Annotated in this window: 29 protein-coding genes; 12 read left to right on the top strand and 17 right to left on the bottom strand. The window is 47.4% G+C overall.

Going from position 1 to position 25,615, the window contains the following annotated elements:
• Positions 1–7: 7 nt before the first annotated feature.
• Both ACFQZR_RS06510 and ACFQZR_RS06505 read right to left on the bottom strand, forming a co-directional pair.
• Positions 8–643: a TVP38/TMEM64 family protein gene (locus ACFQZR_RS06510; protein ID WP_379344087.1), complete on the bottom strand. Its 636-nt coding sequence runs from the start codon at positions 641–643 to the stop codon at positions 8–10.
• Positions 644–714: 71 nt separating this feature from the next.
• The gene (locus ACFQZR_RS06505; protein WP_379344085.1) at positions 715–1,197 is read right to left on the bottom strand and encodes a MarR family winged helix-turn-helix transcriptional regulator; all 483 of its coding nucleotides are present in this window, start codon (positions 1,195–1,197) and stop codon (positions 715–717) included.
• 132 nt (positions 1,198–1,329) lie between these two features.
• On the opposite strand from ACFQZR_RS06505, the gene ACFQZR_RS06500 reads away from it, so the two are divergent.
• The 4 genes from ACFQZR_RS06500 to ACFQZR_RS06485 all read left to right on the top strand — a co-directional run bounded on the left by ACFQZR_RS06500 (position 1,330) and on the right by ACFQZR_RS06485 (position 4,103).
• Positions 1,330–1,773 (top strand): SgcJ/EcaC family oxidoreductase, encoded by a 444-nt coding sequence (locus tag ACFQZR_RS06500; protein WP_379344083.1) that lies wholly within the window; start codon positions 1,330–1,332, stop codon positions 1,771–1,773.
• 91 nt (positions 1,774–1,864) lie between these two features.
• Entirely contained in the window at positions 1,865–2,548 is a 684-nt protein-coding gene (locus ACFQZR_RS06495; RefSeq protein WP_379344080.1) for a response regulator transcription factor, read from the top strand.
• Positions 2,545–3,636 carry a sensor histidine kinase gene (locus ACFQZR_RS06490; RefSeq protein ID WP_379344078.1) on the top strand — a complete coding sequence of 364 codons (1,092 nt, stop codon included), beginning with the start codon at positions 2,545–2,547 and terminating at the stop codon, positions 3,634–3,636. Before ACFQZR_RS06495 ends, ACFQZR_RS06490 begins: the two co-directional genes overlap by 4 nt.
• 20 nt (positions 3,637–3,656) lie before the next feature.
• Positions 3,657–4,103, top strand: coding sequence for a DinB family protein (locus tag ACFQZR_RS06485; RefSeq protein WP_379344076.1), 447 nt, complete (start codon positions 3,657–3,659; stop codon positions 4,101–4,103).
• A gap of 70 nt (positions 4,104–4,173) precedes the next feature.
• Here the strand turns inward: ACFQZR_RS06485 and ACFQZR_RS06480 are convergent, their stop codons facing one another.
• The 4 genes from ACFQZR_RS06480 to ACFQZR_RS06465 all read right to left on the bottom strand — a co-directional run bounded on the left by ACFQZR_RS06480 (position 4,174) and on the right by ACFQZR_RS06465 (position 6,194).
• Positions 4,174–4,386 (bottom strand): hypothetical protein, encoded by a 213-nt coding sequence (locus ACFQZR_RS06480; protein WP_379344074.1) that lies wholly within the window; start codon positions 4,384–4,386, stop codon positions 4,174–4,176.
• Positions 4,387–4,391: 5 nt separating this feature from the next.
• Positions 4,392–5,099, bottom strand: coding sequence for an ABC transporter permease (locus ACFQZR_RS06475; protein WP_379344072.1), 708 nt, complete (start codon positions 5,097–5,099; stop codon positions 4,392–4,394).
• A gap of 96 nt (positions 5,100–5,195) precedes the next feature.
• Positions 5,196–5,843, bottom strand: coding sequence for a TetR/AcrR family transcriptional regulator (locus ACFQZR_RS06470; protein WP_379344070.1), 648 nt, complete (start codon positions 5,841–5,843; stop codon positions 5,196–5,198).
• A gap of 75 nt (positions 5,844–5,918) precedes the next feature.
• On the bottom strand, positions 5,919–6,194 hold the full coding sequence (locus ACFQZR_RS06465) for a zinc ribbon domain-containing protein (protein WP_379344068.1): 276 nt from the start codon (positions 6,192–6,194) through the stop codon (positions 5,919–5,921).
• Between the two features lie 171 nt (positions 6,195–6,365).
• Here ACFQZR_RS06465 and ACFQZR_RS06460 point away from each other — a divergent pair, with 171 nt between their 5' ends.
• Positions 6,366–6,740, top strand: coding sequence for a VOC family protein (locus ACFQZR_RS06460; protein WP_379344912.1), 375 nt, complete (start codon positions 6,366–6,368; stop codon positions 6,738–6,740).
• 287 nt (positions 6,741–7,027) lie between these two features.
• On the opposite strand, the gene ACFQZR_RS06455 is transcribed toward ACFQZR_RS06460, so the two are convergent.
• Complete coding sequence (locus ACFQZR_RS06455) at positions 7,028–10,144, bottom strand: MMPL family transporter (protein ID WP_379344066.1); 3,117 nt, start codon at positions 10,142–10,144, stop codon at positions 7,028–7,030.
• 65 nt (positions 10,145–10,209) lie between these two features.
• Positions 10,210–10,824 carry a TetR/AcrR family transcriptional regulator gene (locus ACFQZR_RS06450; RefSeq protein ID WP_379344064.1) on the bottom strand — a complete coding sequence of 205 codons (615 nt, stop codon included), beginning with the start codon at positions 10,822–10,824 and terminating at the stop codon, positions 10,210–10,212.
• 165 nt (positions 10,825–10,989) lie between these two features.
• Here ACFQZR_RS06450 and ACFQZR_RS06445 point away from each other — a divergent pair, with 165 nt between their 5' ends.
• Together ACFQZR_RS06445 and ACFQZR_RS06440 are read left to right on the top strand one after the other, a co-directional pair.
• Positions 10,990–11,193 carry a hypothetical protein gene (locus tag ACFQZR_RS06445; RefSeq protein ID WP_379344062.1) on the top strand — a complete coding sequence of 68 codons (204 nt, stop codon included), beginning with the start codon at positions 10,990–10,992 and terminating at the stop codon, positions 11,191–11,193.
• Between the two features lie 116 nt (positions 11,194–11,309).
• Positions 11,310–11,816 carry a vWA domain-containing protein gene (locus ACFQZR_RS06440; RefSeq protein WP_018754452.1) on the top strand — a complete coding sequence of 169 codons (507 nt, stop codon included), beginning with the start codon at positions 11,310–11,312 and terminating at the stop codon, positions 11,814–11,816.
• Between the two features lie 146 nt (positions 11,817–11,962).
• On the opposite strand, the gene ACFQZR_RS06435 is transcribed toward ACFQZR_RS06440, so the two are convergent.
• Positions 11,963–12,382, bottom strand: coding sequence for a VOC family protein (locus ACFQZR_RS06435; protein ID WP_379344059.1), 420 nt, complete (start codon positions 12,380–12,382; stop codon positions 11,963–11,965).
• A gap of 200 nt (positions 12,383–12,582) precedes the next feature.
• On the opposite strand from ACFQZR_RS06435, the gene ACFQZR_RS06430 reads away from it, so the two are divergent.
• On the top strand, positions 12,583–13,077 hold the full coding sequence (locus ACFQZR_RS06430) for a DinB family protein (RefSeq protein ID WP_379344057.1): 495 nt from the start codon (positions 12,583–12,585) through the stop codon (positions 13,075–13,077).
• Positions 13,078–13,165: 88 nt separating this feature from the next.
• On the opposite strand, the gene ACFQZR_RS06425 is transcribed toward ACFQZR_RS06430, so the two are convergent.
• Positions 13,166–14,425, bottom strand: coding sequence for an MFS transporter (locus tag ACFQZR_RS06425; protein ID WP_379344055.1), 1,260 nt, complete (start codon positions 14,423–14,425; stop codon positions 13,166–13,168).
• Between the two features lie 249 nt (positions 14,426–14,674).
• On the opposite strand from ACFQZR_RS06425, the gene ACFQZR_RS06420 reads away from it, so the two are divergent.
• Entirely contained in the window at positions 14,675–15,430 is a 756-nt protein-coding gene (locus ACFQZR_RS06420) for a GTP cyclohydrolase II (RefSeq protein ID WP_379344053.1), read from the top strand.
• Between the two features lie 157 nt (positions 15,431–15,587).
• Positions 15,588–16,106 carry a zinc ribbon domain-containing protein gene (locus ACFQZR_RS06415; RefSeq protein WP_379344051.1) on the top strand — a complete coding sequence of 173 codons (519 nt, stop codon included), beginning with the start codon at positions 15,588–15,590 and terminating at the stop codon, positions 16,104–16,106.
• A gap of 214 nt (positions 16,107–16,320) precedes the next feature.
• Here ACFQZR_RS06415 and ACFQZR_RS06410 read toward each other — a convergent pair whose 3' ends face one another.
• Together ACFQZR_RS06410 and ACFQZR_RS06405 are read right to left on the bottom strand one after the other, a co-directional pair.
• Complete coding sequence (locus ACFQZR_RS06410) at positions 16,321–17,610, bottom strand: NCS2 family permease (protein ID WP_379344049.1); 1,290 nt, start codon at positions 17,608–17,610, stop codon at positions 16,321–16,323.
• Positions 17,611–17,738: 128 nt separating this feature from the next.
• Positions 17,739–17,876: a hypothetical protein gene (locus ACFQZR_RS06405; protein WP_379344046.1), complete on the bottom strand. Its 138-nt coding sequence runs from the start codon at positions 17,874–17,876 to the stop codon at positions 17,739–17,741.
• Positions 17,877–17,912: 36 nt separating this feature from the next.
• Here ACFQZR_RS06405 and ACFQZR_RS06400 point away from each other — a divergent pair, with 36 nt between their 5' ends.
• On the top strand, positions 17,913–18,161 hold the full coding sequence (locus tag ACFQZR_RS06400) for a hypothetical protein (RefSeq protein WP_379344044.1): 249 nt from the start codon (positions 17,913–17,915) through the stop codon (positions 18,159–18,161).
• 90 nt (positions 18,162–18,251) lie between these two features.
• On the opposite strand, the gene ACFQZR_RS06395 is transcribed toward ACFQZR_RS06400, so the two are convergent.
• Entirely contained in the window at positions 18,252–20,039 is a 1,788-nt protein-coding gene (locus ACFQZR_RS06395; protein ID WP_379344042.1) for an SgrR family transcriptional regulator, read from the bottom strand.
• Between the two features lie 115 nt (positions 20,040–20,154).
• Between ACFQZR_RS06395 and ACFQZR_RS06390 the strand changes: the two genes are divergently transcribed.
• Complete coding sequence (locus ACFQZR_RS06390) at positions 20,155–21,402, top strand: MFS transporter (protein WP_379344040.1); 1,248 nt, start codon at positions 20,155–20,157, stop codon at positions 21,400–21,402.
• Positions 21,403–21,472: 70 nt separating this feature from the next.
• On the opposite strand, the gene ACFQZR_RS06385 is transcribed toward ACFQZR_RS06390, so the two are convergent.
• The 4 genes from ACFQZR_RS06385 to ACFQZR_RS06370 form a co-directional block, all read right to left on the bottom strand.
• Positions 21,473–22,483 (bottom strand): phosphotransferase, encoded by a 1,011-nt coding sequence (locus ACFQZR_RS06385; protein ID WP_379344038.1) that lies wholly within the window; start codon positions 22,481–22,483, stop codon positions 21,473–21,475.
• 209 nt (positions 22,484–22,692) lie between these two features.
• Positions 22,693–22,968, bottom strand: coding sequence for a hypothetical protein (locus ACFQZR_RS06380; protein WP_379344036.1), 276 nt, complete (start codon positions 22,966–22,968; stop codon positions 22,693–22,695).
• Between the two features lie 32 nt (positions 22,969–23,000).
• A complete protein-coding gene (locus tag ACFQZR_RS06375) occupies positions 23,001–24,068 on the bottom strand; it encodes a branched-chain amino acid aminotransferase (protein ID WP_379344034.1) in 1,068 nt (355 codons plus the stop codon).
• Positions 24,069–24,137: 69 nt separating this feature from the next.
• On the bottom strand, positions 24,138–25,454 hold the full coding sequence (locus ACFQZR_RS06370) for a GHKL domain-containing protein (RefSeq protein ID WP_379344032.1): 1,317 nt from the start codon (positions 25,452–25,454) through the stop codon (positions 24,138–24,140).
• Positions 25,455–25,615 lie beyond the last annotated feature (161 nt).

The raw sequence follows: 25,615 nt of genomic DNA, 5'->3' as shown, positions 1-25,615 counted from the left end.
TATACAATCATTTCATCGAATCCAACGACACCGTTGTCGTATCGATCGCTTCATCTGCACGCGCGAATCGCTTCTCAATCCGCTTGCTTACCCATAAGGATGCCACAATGAAGAGAACGACATACAACAGCTCTATCGGACGCTCCATAAATCTCTTCAGATCATAACCAATATAAGAGACCATGAAGACCATAATTGCTTTACCCATGCCGCAAGCCAAGAGGAACGAGCGAAACGGCATGCGTGCCGCCGCGGCGGCAACGGTGACGGCGACGAACGGTCCAACAGGCAAAATGCCTAGCAGGAACACATAGCTAAATGCATTCTGCCGCGCCCAGCGCATCCCTCGCTGAACCTTCGGCTTCGACGTCCAGCGTTTCGCGAATCTGGAGCCGGATATTTTGGCTACGATTAGGTAGGTGACAGCACAGCCACTCACAAGTCCAATCCACGAATATAAGAATCCGAGCCAGAACCCATAGACAGCCGCATTTCCCCCTACCAGGACAATCGTCGGCAGTGGCGGTATGAAAGACTTCATAAAGGTTAAGAAGATTCCGGGAAACGGCCCAAGCGAGCGATACTTCTCAAGCAGCTCCACCCAGTTTCCGTCAGATATATAGGATAGAATATCAGCAATCATCTCTTACGATGCACCTACTTCTTGATTTCATTCCTCCTATTATAGCACCGAACAGAGATCCGTAGATATAATTAATCCTTGCCATGAATACGCTCTATTTCGTCCATCGACATCTGGTTCGAAGCTTGCAAGAAATCGAGGATCACTTGGAGCTCCTGCTCGGAATAGCGGGACAACAATTTCAATGTGTTGTCCTGTATGGAACGGAAGCGTTCGCCAATCCGTGCAACCTGCTCCGGGACGGCCCGCACAATGACTTTGCGGCGATCGTTCGGATCCTTCTCTCTCCTTGCAAATCCCGCCTTCTCCAATCGGTCGATGATACTCGTTACTGCCCCTGTGGTAAGACCCGTCAATTCTGCAAGCTGTCCCGCAGTGACGCCTTCCCCCTCGCCTTGACTGAGGAACATGAGACATTTATGATCGGTTGCATTTAATCCGTACTCATCCGCAATCGCTTGATGGAATAGGACGGCACGTGCGCTGTTCTCGCGTATTTGTTCGATTAACGCCCTGTAAATCTGGGGCATATTGGGCTTATGTTCCGTTGACATGGCTGAACACTCCTGTTATGATGAACAATATCTTAATCAATTAAGACATTTAATTCAACTTAATAAGTTAATGAATGAATTATGTTAAATTTCATTCAGTATACCACAGGATCATGATAAGGAGAGAAGCCAATGAACAGTCAATTGGAGGATCGAATGGCGATTCAAGACCTATTCAACCGTTTGGCACAAGCTTGGGATGCAGGTGACGGGGCGGCCTATGGACAATGCTTCTCAGAGGATGCGGACTATGTGACGTTTAGCGGTGAGCATCTTAAAGGACGACAAGACATTCATACCGTACACCAAAAGCTATGGGATGGCGTACTTCGCGGCTCCAAGTTGATAAATCAGGACACAGATATGTCATTACGATTCATAACACCGGAGCTGGCGATCGCTCATGCAACCGGAGTCGTGCAACTGCGATTCCACAAAAAACCGCCGAAAGCCCGTCAATCCATCAATACCAATGTGCTGGTCAAAATCGATGGTGAATGGAAGGTGGCTGCTTTTCACAATTGCCGAATCAAGCGGCCGAACTGGATTCAGCGCTGGATGATGCGTTCGAAATAACATTTCGCCCTGCTTCATTTCGTATTTCGTTTAAATGTTGTTTAAATAGATCGTGTATACTGCTTATATAGTTGGGTAGGAGGTTGTATACATGACTAACATTATGATCGTCGATGACGATGCACATATTCGTGAGCTAGTCTGCCTGTTCTTGCGGCAGGAGGGATTTCAGACCTGTGAAGCAACAAATGGCCTTGAAGCGCTTGACCTGATTGAACGTACGAAAGTCGATATGATGATTCTCGATATTATGATGCCGAAGATGGATGGCTGGGAGTTGTGCCGCGAACTGCGGAGACACTACGATTTACCGCTCCTCATGTTGACGGCCAAGGGGGAGACCACGCAGAAATTAAAGGGTTTCGAGCTGGGAACAGACGATTATCTCGTCAAGCCCTTCGATCCCTTAGAGCTTGTCGCAAGGGTGAAGGTGCTGTTAAAGCGATACCAGATTACGGCTTCCCGCGTGGTCACCTTGGGCAAAATGCAGCTCAACCACAATACGCTTGAGGTGACAAATGGCCTCGGGGAGGCCACCACACTGCCGCCCAAAGAATTCGAGCTGCTCTTCAAGCTTGGGAGTTACCCGGAGAAGACATTCACAAGGGAACAGCTGATCCAAGACATTTGGGGCTATGACTTTGAAGGGAATGAACGGACGCTCGATGTGCATATGAATCGTCTGCGGGATCGCTTCCCGCAAGCTGCCTATGGATTCCGCATTCGCACAGTACGCGGCATTGGGTATCGTCTCGAGATTGAGGCCGAGTCATGATCAAGCGCATTCGAGAGCAGTTGTGGTTCCGCATCCTGCAAGCTTGTATCACGATTCTATTCTTCTTCGTCGGCAGTGGCGCGGCCGCTTATGGACTCTATTACTGGCTGCGTGGAACGAATATTACGCTGCCATCATCGCCTTTTTGGGGCTTTATCCTCATTCAAGTGGCTGCCCTTATCATTATGGCCATGATCGCTACCCCGCTCGCCTTCTATGCAAAACGCAAGTCCGAGAAGACCTTTAATCTCGTCATCACAGCCTTGCAGCGTATTGCCAAGGGCGATTTCTCAGCCTATATCAACCCGCAAGACCGAGTGGACGATGAATTCGGACAGCTCATCACGAACATTAATGACATGGCCGTCCAATTGAATGAGCTGGAGAACATGCGCCAAGAGTTCATTTCCAATGTCTCGCATGAGATTCAATCCCCGCTAACCTCCATTCGCGGCTTTGCGCGAGCCTTACAGCGAACGGACTTGGAACCGGACATGCGTACACATTATTTAGATATCATCGAGACGGAGAGTGTGAGGCTATCGAGGCTGAGCGAGAACTTATTGAAGCTGACCTCGCTAGAGTCGAAGCACCACCCTTTTGATCCGAAGCCGTATCGGCTTGATCTGCAGCTGAAAGCGACGATCCTCGCCTGCGAACCGCAATGGCAGGAGAAGCAGATCGAGATCGAAGCGGAAATGCCTGAGTGCATGGTCATCGCGGATGAAGAGATGCTGAGCCAGGTATGGATCAATCTGATTCATAATAGCATCAAGTTCACACCCTCAAATGGACTCATCACTGTACGAGTGGATAGCGACGATCCCCGTCACGGCCCTGCTCGCATACACATTACAGACACGGGGATTGGGATTGATTCAAAGGCACAGAAGCATATTTTCGAGCGATTCTACAAAGCAGATACCTCACGGAACCGGGACATTGGCGGCAACGGCCTTGGCCTGTCCATTGTCAAACGCATCGTGGATATGCATGGTGGGAGCATTACGGTGAAGAGTGCACTCGGTGAAGGAACAACATTTACAGTCACCCTTCTAGCGCCTGAAGAACAAGCACCGCAAAAATAACAAAAAACAGAGGGAAAAACATGAAAGCAACAATAGACAGATTACATCATTGGATTACCGAAGTCCCTGTTAAAATCGGGACGTTGTCTGAACTCGAATCTTCCATACGACCACAACCTCACAAATGGTCCAAAAAAGAAATCCTCGGTCATCTGTGCGACTCTGCTCTGACGAATATGCAGCGTTTTGTACGTGCACAATATGAGCCTCAGCCTTACGTCGTGCTTAAATATGCGCAGAACCAATGGGTGGAGCACATGAATTATCAGAATCAGCCTGTGAGACAGATCTTGAACCTATGGATTGCTCTGAATACACAAGCGCTAAGTGTCATTACCACCATTCCTGAGGACAGGTTAATGTATACCTGCGATATCGGTGAAGGGCAGATCGTCACGTTGGAATGGTTGATTAAAGATTACGTAGAGCATTTGGAGCATCATCTGGAGCAAATATTTGGGTCATAACCTCCCTAGCCCCATAAAACAAAAGAAATGCCCTAAATACGGCATTTCTTTTCAGCTTCATAACCAGACCTCACATTTGTACCAAACCACTTACAATCGCTAGAACGCCGAAGCCAATGCATACCATTCCAACGGTCTGCAAGTTCTTTGTTGAAGACCTTCTCACCGTAAAAGTGATTCCTAATAGAATGATGATGACACCTACAATAATACTAAACCAAAGAAGTTGTGGAGCAAAATTGTCAAGCGTACGATCGATAAATCCTTCAATTTTTTGTTCCATTTGTGTTAGACCTCCATATAGCTAATTTTTTTCATTACAGTGTTTGTAAATAGGATTCCGACGATGATTGTTATGGCCATAAACACAAGAGCAGGAACAGTAGATGTTAAGCTCCCAGCTACGATATTACATAATAAAGAACAAAGTAAAACCGCAGAAATGATCGCTGTAGGCGTCGATTTACGAATAAATCCGATTCCCATTGCAATGACACCTAACCCCGCAGCCGAAACAGCCATCATTGCAGTCGTCTTAATCACTTTCGTAATGACTTCAAATGTAATCCTTTCACCAACTAGCGGTGAGATCGCTTCGCTTATACCGAAAATAGCAAAGATGATGAGGTTGCTAAGAACCATGGCGATGATTGTAAACAAAGAAACAACCATAACTTTAGAAATGAAAATTTTCCCCCTTTTTATCGGATACGAAAAGAGAAGGATGACCCGCTGTCCCGTATATTCCTCAATAACAAATCGAGAATACATCACAGCGGACATCACGCAAAAAACGGTCATATTCAGAACGCTGAATAACGGAATCATATGGTTAAATCCAGCAAACAACCGCATATCTGCATCACTGGGATCCAATTGCGGCGCATAAGCAAATAGATAGAGCATCCCTAACATGACCAGTGTAATGACGAGCGTAGAAAGGATATATATACGAATGGTGATTCCTTTCAGTTCAAGCTTCATTAAATCCATCATTCTTCATCCCTCCACGCATAATTGCTTTTCCTTCGCATTTTACATACATTTATATGTATGTATTTTATCAAAAAAAACAAACTATCTTACGACAGTCTATTTTAAATTACACATTTCTTTGTGGAACTGTTCGAGCGCCGCTAGGATTTGATCATCCATAAGGGGTAAGCCTATACCCTGGAATAATTCCCGCAGGTGTCTTACCTTTTGCATATATTCCTCTGTATCCACCGCGAAAATAATAGGACTTAGCCAAATGTTCGTCAGCAGCATAAGCGTCTCAGCCGTCTGCTTGGGATACTCGATAGAAAGTGATCCATCCTTCATACCTTCTTCAATAAAAGCAAGGATATCCGGAGCTCCTGTATTGATACAGTCCATTAATTGATTAGCAATCAGCTTCGGACTTCTCAAAATTGATGGGATCGACTTCATCGCATCGATTTGACCTTGATTCGTAAAGGACAATAAAAAAGCACTTTTTAATTTTTCTAAACCATTTAAACCTGTCATATCCTTTGTTTGTTCAAAAGGATTATTTTCTAAAGCCAATCGGTCGAGAACGGCGTCGATAATATCTGCTTTTGATTTGAAATGATGATAAAATGCACCTCTCGTCAAATCCCCTAGATCATCAACGATATCTTGAATGGTGGTCTGTTCCCACCCTCTTTCGAGGAAAAGCTTCGTCGCCGTGTCCAATATACGCTGTTCAGTTATTTCTGGATATTTATTACGTGGCAATACATCACCTCTCTTACATACATTCATATGTATGTATCTTATTGCTTTATTTCCTGTGTGTCAATAGAAGGTACTTTATTGCGGCCTGCTCCCTTTCCACCGCTCCAATTGATGCAAGTTGCGCGTAAACAGCTTGCCAATAAACCTTGGAAAATGGAATTCTTTCATCTTGCCAATCACCCGTTCACGCATCTCATCTAGCGTAATATTCGGCAGCGTAAATGCGCCATTTTCATAACAATGACTGCAATACATCGTACTCTTCGTGCCGTCTGCTTCCGTTCCGCCGCCACGCTCGTCACTAGACATCGGCATCCCGCAGCTCTGACAGTTTTTGTAGACGGTACTCATTCTGTCACCTCGTTCCTTCCTTGCATTGTTCTCGATCTTGCTCAAAGTATACTTCCCAGCTCGTCTAACCACAATCGAATTTTACAATTTGACATACAACCAAAAGGTTTCATATAATAACATAAGTGAAACTGAATGGTTTCTTAAATACGAAGGAGGAGTCCTCTTATGATTACAAACGCAAGCCCATTTCTCGTCGTCGAAGATGTCGAAGCATCCATACAATATTACCAAAGCCTATTCGGCGGTGAGGTGAAAATCCTCAATGAACATCAAGGTATTCTAAGACACGCAGAGCTCCACATTGGAAACAGCCTGCTGCATTTCTCTAGTACGTATGGCGGTCATGTACCAAAAGGCCACAACATCAAAGTCATTCTGAACATCGATAGTGAAGCGGATATGCGTTGCATTTACGATAAATTAGTAGCAGATAACGGACAAGCTACGGTAGAGCTGCAGGATACTTTCTTCGGAGCATTGCACGGCGAAGTCACAGATCACATCAACGGCATCAACTGGGTTATGAACCATTTCCGCCAATAGTGTGTACAAATGGCTAACGAATCCAGCAACGCTTATTCGTGTCGAATGAGTCGGTTTAAAATCGTAACGAACTCCATAATCGCTATTCAGCATAATAGGGAGCAAATTCACTCCAAAAAGTCACAATAGCGCTGCTCAGATTCGTTAGCCCACTCAACACGATCTGTTAAAATCAAAAAAGCCATGGGATGACTCATCCGATGGGATAGCCCTCTGACCGAAAAAAGTCTCCAAAACCACTTCACCCGTGGCTCTGGAGACTTTTTCATTCCTACCTAGAATAATACTCAAGACTCGAACGAGTTCTGATACGCTTGCTCCTTCTCCCGCACACCCTTGCGCTTAAACGCATCTGGAAGGACCATCAGCGCTGGCAGCAGCATTGGCAGCAAGATGAAGCATAGGACAAGCAAGCCTACAATGACCGCTGTCGCTAGCTCAATAAGCAGAACAAGTCCAGATGGCATTAGTGTCGCAAAGGTTCCGCCTAAGATGATCATAGCGGAGATGACCACGCCGCCGATATTTTTGGCTGCATGCACGATGGCATCTCTCGGTGCCATGGAACCATATTCCTTGTAACGCATCATGAGGAAGATACTGTAGTCGACGCCAACCGCGACGATAATAATGAAGGAGAAGAATGGCACGAAGGACGATACCCCATCCGCCTTCAGAATATATTCCGTCATGAAGTTCGATGCCGACATTGCGACATAATAGGACGCGACAAGCGAGAGAATGATATAAATCGCCGGCCAGAATTGACGGATCACAAGCAGCAATACGAGAAATACCCCCACAATAACGATGATTGCGGTACTATTGAAAGAATCCACCTGTGCATTGTTTATATCATACGTCGAGGAGCTTGGTCCTGCTGCACCGAACTGTGCATTGGCGAGCACCGTTCCTTTCAACGTACTCGCAACGGCGTCATTGATTTTCTCAATCGTACCCAGCGCCGCTTGGGAATACGGGTCATTATCAAGCACAACGAGCAATTTCGTAATTTTACGATCCTTCGACATGAAGTTATCCACCGCTTTGCCGAAATCTTCGTTCGTGAGCGCTTCTCGCGGTATGAAGAACGTCTTCGCACTGTTCAGCTCCGTCATGAAATCGCCCGTCTTGCCAAGTCCTTCCGAAATATCCCCAAGACCGTTGCCGCTCTTCCCGAGACCGTCCTTCAATTGGGACATGCCGTCGGATAAGCTGGCAAGCCCTACGCCCAGCTTCTTCTGTCCATCTTGAATTTTCGCAAGCCCATCATTGAGTTTCTTCATATTCGCTGTAATCTGACGATTGCCGGCAGCTCCTTTATGCAAGCCGCTCGCGAGCGCTGAAGCGCCTGACTCAAGTTCATCCATCCCCGATGCCATCTGTGTCTGTGCCGCCGCAACTTGCTGGAGTCCTGCGGAAGCTTTGGCGAAGGAAGTATTCAGCTGCCCATAATTCTTGTTCAGTTCCTGCATTCCGCCGACCATCTGAGCAACGCCGGATTCGAGGGACGCCCCTGTCTGCTTCAACTTCGCATAGTCTTGGTCTTCACTCACCTGGCTATACTTCGCACCCAGTCCACCGATCAACCCGTTCATGCCAGCAAGTCCTTGCTGGATGCCAGGAAGCTTCGCTTCAAGCTGTGTATATCCATCAGCTAGAGAACCGTATCCTTGCTGTAATTGCGAGATCCCTTGGCTCAGTTCCGTTGTCGAGCTCGAGACAGATTTCATCCCTGTCTTCAGCTGGGAAATCCCCTTCTTCAATTGATCTGCACCATTTGCGCCCTGATCGATCCCTGCAGCGACTTGATTCATTGCTCCCGTGATCTGGTTATAACCGTTGTAGATTTCACCTGTTCCGGATGCCAACTTCGTGACATCGGAGAAATCTGGGCTCACCAGTTTCTCGTTCATCTGGTGAATCCCGTCTTGAATTTTGTCAACGCCATCCTTGGTTGCCGAAATCCCTTCCGCAACCGATTCCGACTGTGAACTAATATAGAATTCATCAATCGGTTTGGACTGCGGCTGCGTTACACTCGCAACCTTCTTCACACCTTCAATCCCTTTGATTTTATCCGTTAATTTATCGATCACAGCAAGGTTATCGTTATTATCTAATGCCTGATCACTCTTCACGACAACGGTCGTCGGCAGCGCTTGACCCCGGCTGAAATTCTCCGCTACAATATTGAACCCCTGAGTAGAAGGGTAACCATTACCTAGCTCCTTCAGTTGGTCGAAGGATAGCTTCTGTCCGCTCGTTAAGAGAACGGGAATCATCAACGCTATAATGATTACTGTCGTAATGATGGGATGCCGTACGGACATACCCGTGAGCTTCGCCCAGAACTTGCTCTCTTTATGTCCATCCTTATTCTTCGAAGGCCAGAACAGCTTCACCCCAAACGTCTTCATGAAGAACGGCGTCAATGTCATAATCTCAAGGACCAACACAGCCGTCCCAATCGCGACCACATTCGCCGATTTATAGATCCCGAAGCTCGAGAAGCTAAGTCCGGCAAAAGCAATGAACACGGTCAGAATACTATAGAAGATCGTCTTCCCTGCCGTCTGGTAGGAGATGATAATCGCTTCGTTCGTCGAACGTCCATGTGCCAGCTCTTCCTTGAACCGATTGAACAATAGGATGTTATAGTCCGTGCCAATCCCGAACAAGATCATGATGAGCAGCATCTGCGTAATGCTCGTCACTGGGAAGTTCAGCTTATCAATGACTTGTGATGCGATCCCCATGGAGACTAAGTAGGAGATGCCCACGAGCAAGAGCGAAATAAATGGAATCAATACCGATCGGAACATGGCGATCAAGACGAGAAGAATGAAAGCCACTGTTAGAATCGCACTCTTCTCCACGCCGGATTCCGACGCTTTGATATAGTCCTCTTGAATGAAATCCTCGCCTGTCAAATAGTAAGGGACATCCATCCCCTTCAACACATGACCGAATTCATTCTTAATATCCTCGATCTCTCGCCCTTTGCGATCTAGTTCGAAGCTCACCATGAGCGTCGTCTGATTGTCCGAGATCAAGGATGATTTCGCATCTGGCATGGAGAACGGATCTAGAATATTCTCAAGTCCCAACTCGGACTTCTTTGCCGTTAAATCAGCAACGCCCTGCTCAACCTGCTTCATCTCGGCATCGGTCATCTTCTGATCCGTATGGAAGACGATAATATTGCTCCGCGATGTACCGCCACCACTCATTTCTTTAAGCAGCGCACCCGCGACTTTCGACGGGCTGTCATCGGTGAGCGGATCTTGCCCTCTCTGCCGTAGAATCGCATTGACATCCGGCTGGAACGCCACGAGCAGTGCCGTCACAACAAGCCATGCTGCTAGAATTCCCCAGCGCCACTTAATAATTTTGTTCATCATCTCTCTCCACACTCCCTATCCATTAAAAGGTTAATGAACGCCTGTTCATTTTTAGAACAAAAAAATTACTGGCTGAGTCTCTGGCAAATCCCAGCCGAGTAAATGTGCAACAATTCATTTGCCAACCTTTGAACAGTAGTCCCGTCCTCATGATCGCGCAAAATCATACATATCCCTTCAACAAGGGTAGATGAAATCATGCGAATCGTGTCTTTCAATTCCACTAGGGATGGTCCTGACAAATCTCGTGCCGCTAAGAAGAACTTCTCGATAATCTGGATGACAAATTCGATCAAATCCTGCTTCACATGCTCATACTTCGATCCCGCACTTAAATTCAGCATAATCCGGAACTCTGCGCTGGACTCCTTAATCAGCTCCAGCAGCGTATTCTGGACCATAGTGATATAACTAAGCGGATCTGTATTTTCATTCGTACAGGTCTGCTCAATATTCAGCTGAATCTCCGCGAGGTATTGAAGGAACTGCTCATGTGTAGGATGCAGCATCTCGTGCAGAAGGTCTTCCTTGCTCTTGAAATATCGATAAATATTCCCCGGCGTGATGCTTGCCGTATTCGCAATCTGACGCATCGACGCATTCTTATAACCATGCCCCAGAAATTCGGACAAGGCTGCACGGAGTATACTGTTTTTGACGTCATCTTTTAAATACTGCATTAGTAAACACCCGTTCACTTTCGTCTCGAATGAGTTTATTATAGCTAGTGATTTTTGTCATTTCAACCCCTTATTTCTTGAACATTCTATGAACATTCCCTTGTCGACAGCACCTAACCCCTGTTAAAATAAGGTAAATATCACATTGAAGAGGAGTATGATTCCATGAATAAAAAAGCGAAGCTTATCCTCAGCACCATTGCAATCGCCTTAGAGTGGGGCGCTTGCGTAGCCATGTTCGGATTTTCCTTCCAGACCGTGCTCTACGGCATCCTATTTAGTATCGTTACCGTACTTGGCATCCTGTCCATTGAATCATCAATCGATACCGCCATTCAGATGGATAAGTACAAGAATCCTCAGCATTAACGAACCTAGACTTTGGTCTAGTGTTCCTTCGCTCCCCAGTCTGAGGACAATACGAGACCCCCATGCTAAGATGAGAATTAACGACATGTACGAAATTGATAAGGAGCGAACGAAAAATGAACCGAAATTGGCTAATGGGCGGCATTCTGATTGTTCTCGGGATTCTGCTCGTAACAAGCGGCGGAGAATCTTGGGGTACGGGCACGATATTCAAATATTTCTGGCCTACCATGTTCATCATCCCGATTGGCGTATTCCTGCATTGGCTGTATTTCTCCGTAACAGATCGCCGAGGGGTTGGATTATTAATCCCGGGCGGGATTCTAATGACCGTAGGGATTGTATGTCAGATCTCCATGCTGTTCGACAGCTGGGGCATCATGTGGCCAGGATTTATTCTCGCGCCTGCCGTCGGATTGTTCGAATTCTATTGGATGGGCAGCCGGAACAAATATCTGCTCATTCCGATCAATATTCTACTCGCACTATCTTTGATCTTCTTCGTGGTCTTCACGATCGGTTCCATTCTGAGCAAGCTATCCACAGGCCAACCGATCCTAGCAATGCTGCTCATCCTCGGTGGTGCAGCGCTTCTCTTCTTCCGCAAAAGATCCTATGTGTAAGTGAAGCACCGTATAACAAAGGGATGCCCCCCGTTAACCTGTAAAGGTTATTTACTGAGGAGCATCCCTTTTGATTGGCACGCACAAAAAAGAGGTACCCGCTGCGCGCGAGACACCTCTCCCTAGTTCTATATCTTCTTAAGCTACTATTCTTTACACTCTTCGCCGTTAAGCTGCCACTGGATACCAAACTTGTCCTTCACCATGCCATAGAGCGGGCTCCAGAACGTCTTCTGCAGTTCCATGATCACCTGTCCACCATCTGCGAGTGCATGATAGATCGACTTCAATCGTTCCATATCATTGGATACGATCGCAATACTCAGTTGATCTCCATATGTAAATGGCTGTCCAGGGAAAGTATCTGAGAACATGATCGTATGGCCGTCAATCTCTATCGCAGCATGCATCACACGATTTTTAGCCTCATCAGGGATCGGGTGGTCTTCATTTGGCATATCGCCAAAACGCATGATTCCTTTGACTTTCGCTTGCAGTGCCTTCTCATAGAATGCAACGGCATCTGCACATTGACCATCCAAATTGATATAAGGTGCAATATTCATACTACTCCTCATCCTCTTTTCGCAGCATTGTATAGGTCGGACAAGCCGTCCCATCTCAATTATTATATCCTGATTTCCCATTGCCGATAAGAGGGCTGAACAATTTTTACAAGTCATTTAAATTCTAACCACGTTCAGGAAATATTCCCGTATACTAAAAGGATAGAACTGGAACTTATTTAGAGAGACGAGGGATCACCTTGAAAACATTATTCGAATACAATTGGCAGGTTCGGGACGATTGGTTCCGCTGGTGTGAAGATGTTCCACTGGATGAGCTGTTGAAAGTTCGGACCGGTGGCGTAGGAGGTATTCTACATACACTCTTCCATATCATCGATGTCGAGTGGAGCTGGATTCGCGCCATGCAAGGGAGACCAGATTTCCAAGAAAGCTTCGATGGCTATCAGAGCATTGCACGTGTACGTGAGTTGGAAGCCGCATTCCGCCCAGAGGTGATCGAATTCGTAAGCGAATGGAACGAGCAGATGGAGAATCGGATTTTCCAAGACACACGGCCGGATGGAAGCATCCTGACAGATACCTGGGGTGAAATCACGCGCCATATTATCGCACATGAGATCCATCATATGGGCCAATTATCCGTATGGGCAAGAGAAATCGGGAAGAAACCTATCTCCGCCAATCTGATTGGCCGTGGATTGGTCAATAAGCCTGCGATCCACAAGCCATGATCGTCCCATCCCACAGAAAAAGGAGTGGCGGTAATCCCACTCCTTTCATTAATCCACTTCGATGCCTGTACCATACTTGCCACAATCCTCACCGAGTAACTTCTCTCCGTGGCATCTTCTCTCTCTGCCCCGCCATTGAACGGAGATATCCCCGCATACATAACCAGCATACGAAGGGGGCACTGCCCACGACAAGAAGCAGAATGTTCAAGACGAGCGGATCTTGACTGACAGACACCGTCACAATAAATAGAAGCATGCTCACGATACGCCCCGCACTCAGCCCCAACTCGCGAAGCACAATATACTCCTCCCGCTGCCGCACACTCTCCTCATTCTGTCCAATCAAGTCGAAGACCGCCGAGGTCATGGGGACCGTGTAGAGCGGAATAAAGAGTGAAGTCCCAATCCCGAAGATCAACATCGTCATATAGCTCAAACCGAAGAAGAACGGTAGAATCACCACGATCAGCGCCACGGTACCCAGGAGCATGGCTGGGCTCCGCCAAGACGGCTTAACCCATTTGCCCACGAAATAGAAACTGATGAAAGCAATCGCCGATGTAATCAATGTGAAGTTACCGAGCTTCATCTCACTCCCTGTCTGGATGTACACGAGCAGACCTATCATAACTCCGAATACAGATTCACGGAATCCTTGTGCCGCCAGTGCTCCGAGAATAGATCGCCACGGTGTCCCCTTCGTCTGCAGAATACGAACAGGCAGCCTCCATTCATAGACTCCCTCCGTTCTCCGCTGACGCAGCCAGAAGCTAACGACAACCCCGGCGATGAAGATACCGAGTGAGATCATGAACACCATGCGATAACCACGCTCTGCGTTCATATGCGAAATCAGAAGTCCCGAGCACCAAGGTGCAACCATCCCCGCAATCGCACCGAATATCCCCATCCAACCATTGAATCGATCCCGTGTATCGGGTTCTGACACCTCGAAATAAATCACATTAAACACAAGCCAGAATAGCCCGGTAGCAAGCCCTTGCACAAGCCCTAACAGCCAAATATAGTGAACGGCAGACGTCCCGAGAAGCAAGACAATCGCATAGAAACCCGCGGAGAGGGCAATCCCTATTCGAAAACATAATAATGTATAGCCTTTCTTCACCACATACCCTACAATCCAGAATGTCAGCGCCATACACAAATGGGTCAAGAGCGTAAACCAGCCAATCGCCGCAAAATTATGACTTGCTTTCCAAAGGTATACACCGAGGAAGGTTCCCGATAGACTGCTCGCAATCACGAACAATGCGTGCACCGCAAGCAGCAGCCATGACTGGCTTGTAAGCCGTTCGGCTCGGTCCGCCCAATGCGCCTTCTGCATCTGCAATCCCCCTACATCTGTACTTCATTTGAACACCACTCGCATTAACGTACCCCAATTGGCATTAAAAGAACCACAATTCACCTATTTGCTCACTGTGACTTATATCACTATACTAAGAAGTAGCAAAGTAGAGTCGCCGCACAAAATCATCCAACGTTAAATCCATTGACTCAACTTGGTTTTAATAATATACTTACTTACATTAAGTAACCAATATGTAAGATTGAAAGTTAGGAGCGACGCGATATGACAATATCCAAAAAAATCACAGATGTGTTGAAGCATAAAGTCCGTTATATACAAGATACCAACCAGTCCCTCTATTTGGCCGGCCCAATCAAGCTGCCGGTGAATCTACATGGGGAGACGCATATTTTTCAGTGGTATTGCTGGGTGCCTAGCGATGCACTGCCGAATACGACCCCGGGACAAGAGCTTCCGATTGAAGCCTTGGTAGCTCGGTTATCGCAAGCTTCACTTGCAGAGATGCAGCAATCCAGCGTACTCGTCTACGGCGATTTCGAACATGCGGATGATGCCATTATCCGATTCCACAGCATCTGCCATACAGGCGATATCTTCGGAAGTAAACGATGCGACTGCGGCTTCCAGCTCCGTCAATCGATGCAGATGATCGTGAAGCAAGGCGCTGGTGCGCTATTCTATCTTGCGAATCATGAAGGACGCGGCATTGGACTCTTCAGCAAAGCCCTAGCTTACTTGCTACAGGAAGAAGGGCTCGATACGGTTGAAGCGAACCTACAGCTTGGATTCTCCGATGACTCACGAAATTATGAAGAAGCGATTCTCGTGCTTCAATCCTTGCGTTCCAACCCGGTTACACTCATTACGAACAACCCAAGAAAGCTGCAGGCTTTGCAGCAGTCTGGCGCGAACCTATCTGGACGCGTTCCTCTCTGGGGTGATGTGTCCGAATTCAATGAGCGGTACCTTGAGACCAAGGTCGCTCGATCAGGCCATCTCCGGACTGGCTCCGAATAATGAAGTCTACGCTAAAGACTGTCATTCACCACGAAGCTCCTCGGTGAACGGCAGTCTTTTTTAGTGTAGCCAGCTCGTCCTTCTATTGCCCTGACTACTGCTGCATGGGATAATAAGGGAAATGCACGACCTGTATGTATTTAGAGGAGGAATAGCCATGAGCATATTCGATAAAATGAAATCCGGTCTGAACCAAGTGAAAGATAAAGCGCAGCAAACAGTAGAGTACACGAAGCTGTACACCCAGATTGCGTCCAAACGCAAAGATATTCAGGAGCACTATGAGCAGCTCGGTGAACTCGTGTACCGTGCATCCGGGATGAGTACCGTCACATCCACTTCAATGGATGACGCTGAAGGGCGTATGAAGGGGCTATGCCGTGAAATTTCCGAATTAGAAATCCAAATTGTAGCGTTAGAACAAGAACTCGCACGTGTCAAAGGAGAAAAACTCTGTTCCTGTGGGGAAGCCGCTCCTTACGAGGCAAAATTCTGCAGTCATTGCGGCAACTCGTTTAAAGAAGAAATTTATGTGGCTGAAGTGCCGATTGCCGTTACACCCTCCTCGGAAGAAAGAACGGATCACGTGCACAGCAAGTCCGTGGATTCTGAGCCTGTAGACGCAGATGCACCGGAGCAGCCTGCCCCGGATCGCGATCAAGAGCGCCAAGAATAACGAATAACTAGGCACTAGCCTACGTACACCCATGATCGTCTTCGAACACTTGCAGCGGAGGAAATGCGAAAAGAAACAACACAAGCGGGATAACGAATAAAGCACACCATGACTTAATCGTTCCGGTGTGCTTTTTCTTTTAACTCCAAGCTGCTGCGAACGCAGCAAAGCCGCCCTCTGACGAAGGCGGCTCTACCATCTACTTCTTATTCCATTAACCTGCAGTATGAAGCACAAAATTCATAACAAACAGCATTGCGATCACGTAGGATACGATACCAACACTCTTCCATTTGCCTGTTGCGATCTTTAGGAGTGGATACGCGATGAAGCCGAATGCCATTCCATCCACGATACTCGAGGTGAGTGGAATCGCTGCAATCGTCAGAAACGCTGGGAACCAATCCGTCATATCGTCGAATTTGATCTCCCGAATGCCCTGGATCATTAGCCCGCCGATAATCATCAATACCGGCGCAATCGCGGAGCTCGGAATCATCTTGATAAGCGGAATGACCGCCATCGAGCTAAGGAACAGAACCCCTGTCGTAATGGAGGTTAATCCTGTTCTCCCGCCAGCCGAAATCCCCGCTGCTGACTCCACCGAAGAAATCGTCGGACTCGTACCGAGCAGACCAGCACTCACGGCAGATACCGCACTAGCTTGGAACGTACGCTTGAACTTGTCAGGACGCTTGATCATTTCCATCTGACCATGAATCAAGCCGACATTCTCGAACAAGACGACCAAGATGAGCGAGAATACTGCGACCCAGAAGACGATTGAACCGATGCTGTCGAAGGACATTGCACCGATGAACGAACCATAATCCGCAAGGGATAGGGCCGTTTCACCTCCAGAACCTGTATTCAGTCCGCCGAACAACGCTGCAAGCGCTGTGCCAAGTGCGATACCGATCAACAGATTCCCCCGGACATTACGCACGAACAAGAAGAGCGTAATCCCAAGTGAGGCCAGCGTCAGAAGTACGTGCGGGTCGGAAAAACTTCCTAGCGCCAAGAGCGTGCTCTTACCAGAGACGATCAAGCCGCCTTTTTCCATCCCAATGAACGTGAGCAAGAACCCGATCCCAACCGTAATCGCATGTTTCAGCGAATTCGGGATCGCCTTGGCAATCAAATCCGTCAAAGACGTGAATGAAATGGCCGTAACCACCAAGCCCGAAATAAAGACGGCGGCCAACGCTTCCTGCCAGGGCAACCCCATACCTTGTACAATCGTGTACGTGAATAATGCATTCACACCCATACCGGGTACAAGCACATTCGGGGTATTTGCCCAGAAACCGACCATGAGACATCCTATAAACGATGTAAATACTGTCGCCGCAACGCCCATTTCAAAAGGAATCCCCGCATCCGCGAGAATCGACGCATTGACGACAATAATATAGACTACTGTAAAAAATGAGACGATCCCCGCCATGATCTCTTGGGTTACGTTCGTACCGTGTTCCTGTAGACGAAACCATTTTTGAATCATTTGGTGAACCTTCTTCTTCGTAAAACCCCTCGCCCGCCCAAAATGTGTATAGATCTCACATCTCGCTGTACATTGTAACAAGAACATCTCGAGCACACAATGTAATAATTTAACAAAGTGTCAGGCTTTTAGAATGACTGCTGGCTGAGAAGACGCGTCTCTTCTTCGATCTGACGGATATCACAGGCAAAAGGAATAAACGGCTGTAGCAAATTCGCAGAGCGAATTACACCGCGAATCTCAGCAAGAATGGTATAATTCTTCATAACAATGTGATTATTGCAAAAAAGGAAGTGTTCCCTTTGAATAACCTGATCATCTTGATCTTATTGGCATTCGTTGTATTCATCATCGTCATCATTGCCAAACGTGGATCACAAAGACCGAGTGAAGGCAGTGAATATTCGAGCTCCCATTTCTATGCGGACTCTAGCAGTACGAACTTCGATCATAACCATGATAGCTCCCCAAATGATAGTGGCAGTTCACTGGGCCATAGCGGCGGGGATAGCGGCAGTAGCCGAGATAGCGGCGGAAGCAGTGCAGATTAAATACAAAGAACGCCCACCCCATGAGGGGTAAGGCGCTCTGATATTGCTGTTGTTGGGCGTTTCTAGGAGCTTGCCGATGGCAAACTCCTCTCATTTTCTCCGAACCCAGACATGCCGATAATCTACTTTCCCCCAAGCATTGAGCGATATCCCACCAAGCGATGGATGATGACTCGCCGTCTGCACATTATGATAGAGGAACAACAATTGAAGCTGATGCTTCAACGCTTTTTCAATTTCATGAAGCATCATCATTCTCTTATCTAAATTCTCCTCCAGGAGACACTGCGCAATCCCATGATTCACAATCAGAGCACCAGCGGGACTCAGATGATTGCCAATAAAACTCGTATCCAAGGTGTACATCTCCATCAACGTAATGTCCGACTGCTCCCCCAGCACCTCTCCCGCAAAGACCATATCTGCGGCAGCCAGCTTATCTTGGTTTGCTAAATCCCGGATGGGCACAACCACCACCTCGACTTGAATACCAATCCGGTTGCACGCTTCCTGAATCCACGCCGCACAATGCTCATTGCTTACCATCTCATACGTATATAACATTATTCGCTCGCCTTGATAGCTCGAAGACCGGACAAGCTCCTTCGCGTACGACAGATGATATTCCGAGTGGAAGGACGGATTCCCTTGGTCCCGAATAAACCCTTCAGCCGGATACATGCGATGACCGCCCAGGTCAGCAATCATCTGCTCCCGATCCAATCCAACATGAATCGCTTGGCGCAGCTGAACATCCTGCAGCACCCCTTCCTTGGCTAGATTAAATGTGAGATAACTGCTTCCTTTCTCCAATTGTTGAAGAAACGGCTGGTCTCCCGCTGTAGGCTGAGCCTCATTATACAGCAGCTGCGCATCCTGCTCCTTCACTTGTAGGAGCAAATCCCGCTCATAATTCGGCCATACCCACATTTCAATCCGATCCAAATGCGGGCACCCTTCGAAATAGCTCTCATACGATTCTAGCACCATCTTCGATGCATTGTTCTCTACCATACGAAAAGGGCCTGTCCCCACTGGCATAGCCGCGAGGTCCCCGGCACCCTGTTCGTCATATCGATCTTCCGGAACAATCGAATACCGCTCTGTACAAATAAAACGATCGAAAATCGTATTTGGCGTATTCAAAAGAAACTCGATGCAATAGTCGCTGATAACCGTAATCTTCTGAATCATCGCTGGAATCCATTCCACTGGTGCCTCCGTCTGAATCCGGTGAAACGTATAAGCAACATCGCGAGCCGTCATCCGCTTCCCATGATGGAATCGAACCCCTTTGCGCAGATAGAAGGTCCATCGTATCTTCGCCGCATCGCATTCCCAAGCGTGTGCGAGCTCCGGAACGATTCGCTGCTCTTTACTTGAATAAGACACGAGCGTGTTGAAAATCTGCCTCATCCAGTGTGCCTCTGTACGACGAATCACATGAGCAGGATCGAGGTCGAGCACCGGACGGTAAAAAGGAAACCGCAGCACATCCTTCGCATCCGAATCCTGCCGAACTCCGAATTGTGTCGAGATCCATGCGGTCACCTCATCTTTGAGATCCTGATTATCGTGCGAATCCAGCGTGCGCCACGCCTCTTGGATATGTTCGTTCAGCACGAGTGACTTGATTCTCTCCAACAGCACTTTACGGTAGGAGGTGTGGAAAATAAGACGGGACAAGTTGCCGCGCCCACGTCCTGCATGCCATTCCACGTACCCCTGCTCCTCCATCCGACGCAGCACCAATTGTGCATTACGGCGCGTGCAATCCCATAAACCCGTTAGATCATCCATCGATAGCGACACGGCTTGCCCATCAGGAATTGCAGCATAATGCTCACGCAATTTCACGAAATACACTTCAACTTCCATCCGTTCTTCCCTCCAAAAAGGCGAAATGGTATGCATACCATTTTCGCTTTTTCTTCTTCTTTTCCAAAAGTATAATGGGGTTCATTCCCACAGTAAAGAGGAGGATGCAAGAGCGATGCAGCGTACGAGTGCAACAACTCAAATAGCCCTACCAACAAAATTATCGATCTGGATGCACCCGAACTTCCTAGTTCTGTTCATCTCGGGGGCCATGATCACCTTCGGTAATAAAATCTATGAGCTGGCACTGCCTCTCATTCTCTATCAATGGACTTCATCCTCGGTAGCGATGTCGACGATGCGCGGCATTGAATTTCTGCCGAATCTCTTACTCGCCATGTTCATCGGTGTCCTCGTCGACCGTGTCCGCAAGAAACAGTGGTCCTTATGGGCTGTGCTGTTCCAAGTGATCATCCTGTTCTTACTCTACTTCCTATCGATTCGCAGTGAGCCTTCGATGGTGATCTTCTATATCGGTGGATTCCTGCTCATGACATGCAATTATGCCGTGGGTAATGCCCGTGTTGGTATGGTCAAACACACCTTGCCGAATGAAATGCTGACCTCCGCGAATGCTTCATTCAATTTCATTACGACGCTCATCGGCATTATGGGACCTGCGTTAACCGGACTGGTGCTCATGCTGCCACGGCTGCAGGATAGTCTCTTTCTAACGGGACTCTTATTTATGATCGGGTTCATCACCCTCTTATTCCTTCGATCGGAAGAGATCATCACACCACCGAAGCAGCAAGGGTTCTGGCGAGAACTCCATGCGGGCTGGGTCGAATTGCGTAGCAATCGTCTGCTATGGCTCATCACGTTGACCGTCATCTTCTTGAACTCTACATCTGGCATGGTCGATACGACAATCATCTTCTTCGCGAAGGATACCCTCAAACTTGCGAATTTCGAGCTCGGACTTGTCCTCTCAGCTGCGGGAGCCGGCGGACTCATTGGAAGCTTCTTGCTAAAGCCGCTGCGGAGGCGATTCGAAGCTGGGGTCATCGTGACCTTGACTACCCTATTCGTCGGGTTTACGTATGGAATGCTCTATGCAGCACATTCGGCAATTTGGCTTGCAGCAGCACTCTTCTTCAACGGGCTCTTCGAGACGATCAGCACAGTTAGTATATGGACCTTCCGTCAAGAGACGACCCCGCATCACCTCATTGGGCGGATCAGCGGGATTACGGGATCGCTCTTCAAGCTAGGCATGCCGTTCGCCATATTCGCTGCCGGATGGATTTCCGAACTCGCGAACCCGGCTGTCGTATTCGGAATTGCGATGCTCGGGAATTTGGTCATTTTCTTATGCTGCCGATTTAGTTCATTATGGGTCAAGAGAACTTCGAGTCGATAACAGAACGGATGCAGCCCGAAGAGGCTCATGTACTGTTGCATGGCCTCTCAACGTTCATTTTATAGATTTTCTAGATCCAAGATGAGAGATCCTGTACACCTGACTGCGACTCCTGTCTTGCCCAAGCATCCATCCATTGAATGACTTCCAGCCGCTTCGCCCAAGAGTTTTTCAAGCCTTTGAACAAATCTGCATACTTACCACCAGCTATGATTCTGTCACTAGCAATCCAAGCTTCGCGCGGCAATCGGAATAAAGCAGCTATAATCAAGCGTTCCTGTAATGTTAATGGATTCATCTTCTGATAGCCCTGCAGGAAGGCAGAGATGTGTGGGATCGAGAAGTCCATGATATTGTTAAGCGTCTTTGCAACTTCATAATACGCCGAACCTCGTACCGTAAATTCCCAATCAATCAAATACACTTCATCGGATCCTACAATCACGTTCGGCTTCGTTACATCCCCATGAATAAGCGATATGTTGCGAAGCGCCCTCCTCACATCTGGCTGGCGTAATAGACGCCATGCCTCCTCTGCCAGCACACGACACCGATCTCCTTCATCTCTGAACCATTTGCCAATGCCGTTCGATTTCTTCTTAAGGACTGGCAATCGACGGATGAACATCTTATTCTGCAGCTTGAAGCGATTACATTCTCGAAACGGTAAGGAAGATGATGGGGAGACAAACTGTTTTGTGAGATGATGCAATCTCCCCAGCACTTCACCCAGTCTTTCATACTCTTGCTCAATCCTATCTAACTGATTACCTTCGATCCATTCGGAAACATAGTACAACTTCCCCTTATAGCTTACCCAGTACTTTCCTCTCCTTGTGGTGTACCATAGGGGCATATGGTGAAAATCATTTTCCCGCAGCCATAACAAGCGGGAATGTACGTGTGCCAGCCTAGTTTTCAATCCTTTGAAAGGTTTCAAGAAGACCGTTCCATTCGAAGTCACAACATGATAACCAGCCGAGCTATTGTATAACGAGCGGCAAGAATGAACGGAATGCACATGTAGACCATACTTCAGCATGATGGAGCTTATTTCCCGTTTCGTCGTTGATCGAACCATGAATTAACCTTCTTCCCACTCTGATGATTGGGTGCGATCCTGTATAGAACTGCTTAGTTAAGTTTATGTCACCCGATCCTTGATGGATAAGATAATGAAGCAAATTGGGTCATCGATGAGGCTGCTCCTACAACAACAAAGCCAGTCGAACCTCTGGTTAAAGAGATTGACTGGCTCTGATTCTTTCACTTGGGTTCTACATGTAATGACTAGTCCTCGTACCCCGCGAGACCTTTGTCCATCAAGTAATCCATCTCAAGGTCCAAGATTGTCTCGACTTGAAGTTCGTTCAATTTCACATCGGGACGGCTCACCACATAATCAACGAGGTCGTCGCTATCAATGTCTACCTCGCCGCGTGCATTAGGCTTGGCGCTATTAATAAATTTCTGCGCGTGCTTCAGCACAACGTCGACCCATTTCGGATCGACTTTGGACTTGCTCGCAATGTATTGAATCAATTCTTGCTCATTTACTTTGCTCATGGTGTATTCATTCTCCTTCAAGCCATTCATTCCTACAACTGTACAGTCCAGCCGAACGGATCCTCGAGCTCGCCCTTCTGAATACCTGTCAACGCATCATAGATCTTCTTCGATAGCTCACCTGTCGCACCATCGCCGATGACAAGCTTCTCCCCATTCCAATGCAAGGAACCGATCGGGGAAATAACCGCCGCCGTGCCTGTCCCGAATGCTTCGATGAGGGAGCCGTTCTGATGCGCTTCAACCAATTCATCAATTGAAATCCGGCGCTCTTCCACCGTTACATTCCAGTGGTTCAAGAGCTGAAGAACTGTGTCACGTGTAATCCCCTCAAGAATACTGCCGTTAATCGCTGGCGTGATGACTTTGTCACCGATACGGAAGAACACATTCATGCTGCCCACTTCTTCAATGTACTTGCGATGAACGCCGTCAAGCCATAGCACTTGAGAATAACCAAGCGCTGTTGCGCCTTCTTGTGCTTTGAGCCCCGCTGCGTAGTTCCCTGCCGTCTTCGCATTTCCGACGCCGCCTGCTACCGCACGGACATATTCCGATTCCACATGAATGCTGACAGGGTTAATACCCTCTGCATAATACGAGCCTACTGGCGAGAGGATGATCATGAATTTGTATTGACGAGACGGCGCTACGCCAAGCGATCCTTCCGTCGAGATAATGAACGGACGAATGTAGAGTGAAGTTCCTTCCGCATGAGGAATCCAATCTTGATCCACTTCAATCAGCGACTTAAGCGCCTGAAGCGCAAGCTCCTCATCCAGTGCAGGAATGCTGAGGCGATCATTCGATTTGTTCAGACGTTTGAAATTGCTGGTTGGACGGAACAACAGAATTCTTCCATCCTTCGTGCGGTAAGCCTTCAATCCCTCGAACACGGTCTGTCCATAATGGAACACCTTCGATGCCGGATCGAGTGTGATCGGTTGATATGGAACGACGCGCGGATCATACCATCCTTTGGCCGCATCATAATCCATTATAAACATATGGTCCGTAAAATATTTACCGAATCCGAGCTGATCGTCTTGCGGTCTTGCCTTCGGCGAGGTTGTGCGCTCGATCTTGATTGCGTCTAACATCTTCTTTCATCCCTTTGCTGTAGATTCATTTATTTGTATGATACCAAGAATTCCGATAGATTGAAAATACTAGATCTTAATTTGGATCAATACCTGGCCTTCTTCATACGTAAAATGAATACTTCCCTTGTACTTATCCACGGTATTTAGGACGATCAACAGGCCGTTCCCGCGTAAATCTTGCGCATTCTCCTTGGTGGTATAGCCGTATTGAAAGAAATTCTTCTGCTCACCTGCCGTCAGCTCTGCCGGGTTCTGTACAGCAAATACATATTTCTCCCCATCATTGCGGCAAGTCACATGAATTAGCTTCGGCTGCTCTCCCTCATACAATTCCAAGGCTTCAATCGCATTATCCAATAAATTCGAAAAAATCTTAACGAGATCCATCGATTCAACTAAGCGGTATTCATCTTGATCCGCATCGAATTCCATATGAATGCCGCGCGATTTTGCAAGCTCCCATTTGCTCTGGAACAATACCATCAGAATTGGATTCTTGATCCGTACCGTCCAATCCAGTACTTTCGTATCAATGCTTAGATTTCGCAAGTAAGACTGTGCCTGATCTACATAATTCATCTGGAGCAGTCCGCTAATGACCTGAAAGTGGTTCAACAAATCATGCCTGCTAGACTTAATTGTGCCGATCACTTTGCCAAGCTCCGAAATGTAGAGCTGTTCTGATTCTTGCAGACTTCGGCGAAGACGCAATCGGTACCACTTATTCAGCATAAAGATGGCCGTGAGTAACGTTAGCGCAAATAAGACGTCGATCCCGAAAATAAATGGATTTCCACGCATCACTTCGTTACTCGCATATTCTAAATCCCGAGCGTCAATATCAATGCCAATCACACCAAGGAGCGAACCATCTTGATCATGTAAGGGAACGCCAACCGATAGGTACGATTCTTCCATGCCGTCGTTGTCTACTGTCATAATGCCCGTATAGTAGGACTTCCCTCGCTTCGCTTGGTTAACCTGTGATGGAGGCACCGTACAAGGCGCACCCACAGGCAGATCAACAGCATCAGGCGGATGGGAAGAGATCAGCACCTTCGATACCTCACTCTCATCCAGCGTTAATATATAGACATACCTCGCATGAATACGCTGGCGGTATTCTTCGAGATAGGCTTTGATTTCCATGCGATCCTCTTCCCTGTAGCTCTTACGGTACTCGTCGACATGCGTACGGTCGATTCCATTCTTAATATCTTCAGCAATCGCAAGATACTGTTTGGCAAGCGCCACTTCAGACGATTTATTCGTAGCGAAGTATGAGAGATAGAGTCTAGCGCTAATCAGCGCGCCGACGACCACACAAGAGACAATGACGAAATATAGCAACCTTTTTTTGAGGTAGACCTTGCTGCTTTTCATGCTTTCAACCCTTTACAAATTCGACATGCTTCTTCAAATTTTACAAGCCTCGTCCAAGCCTGTAAACCGCTAGCGGCTAAAGATTAGCTTAAGATGCGGGCTTGAATTCCCTGATCTCCACATGCAATTCCATTTCATTGCAGACATTTCCATTTTTATGT

It is taken from the genome of Paenibacillus sp. GCM10027629, assembly GCF_042676425.1.
Classification (GTDB): Bacteria; Bacillota; Bacilli; order Paenibacillales; family Paenibacillaceae; genus Paenibacillus_K; species Paenibacillus_K terrigena.
This window is presented reverse-complemented; position numbering and strand designations above follow the sequence as displayed.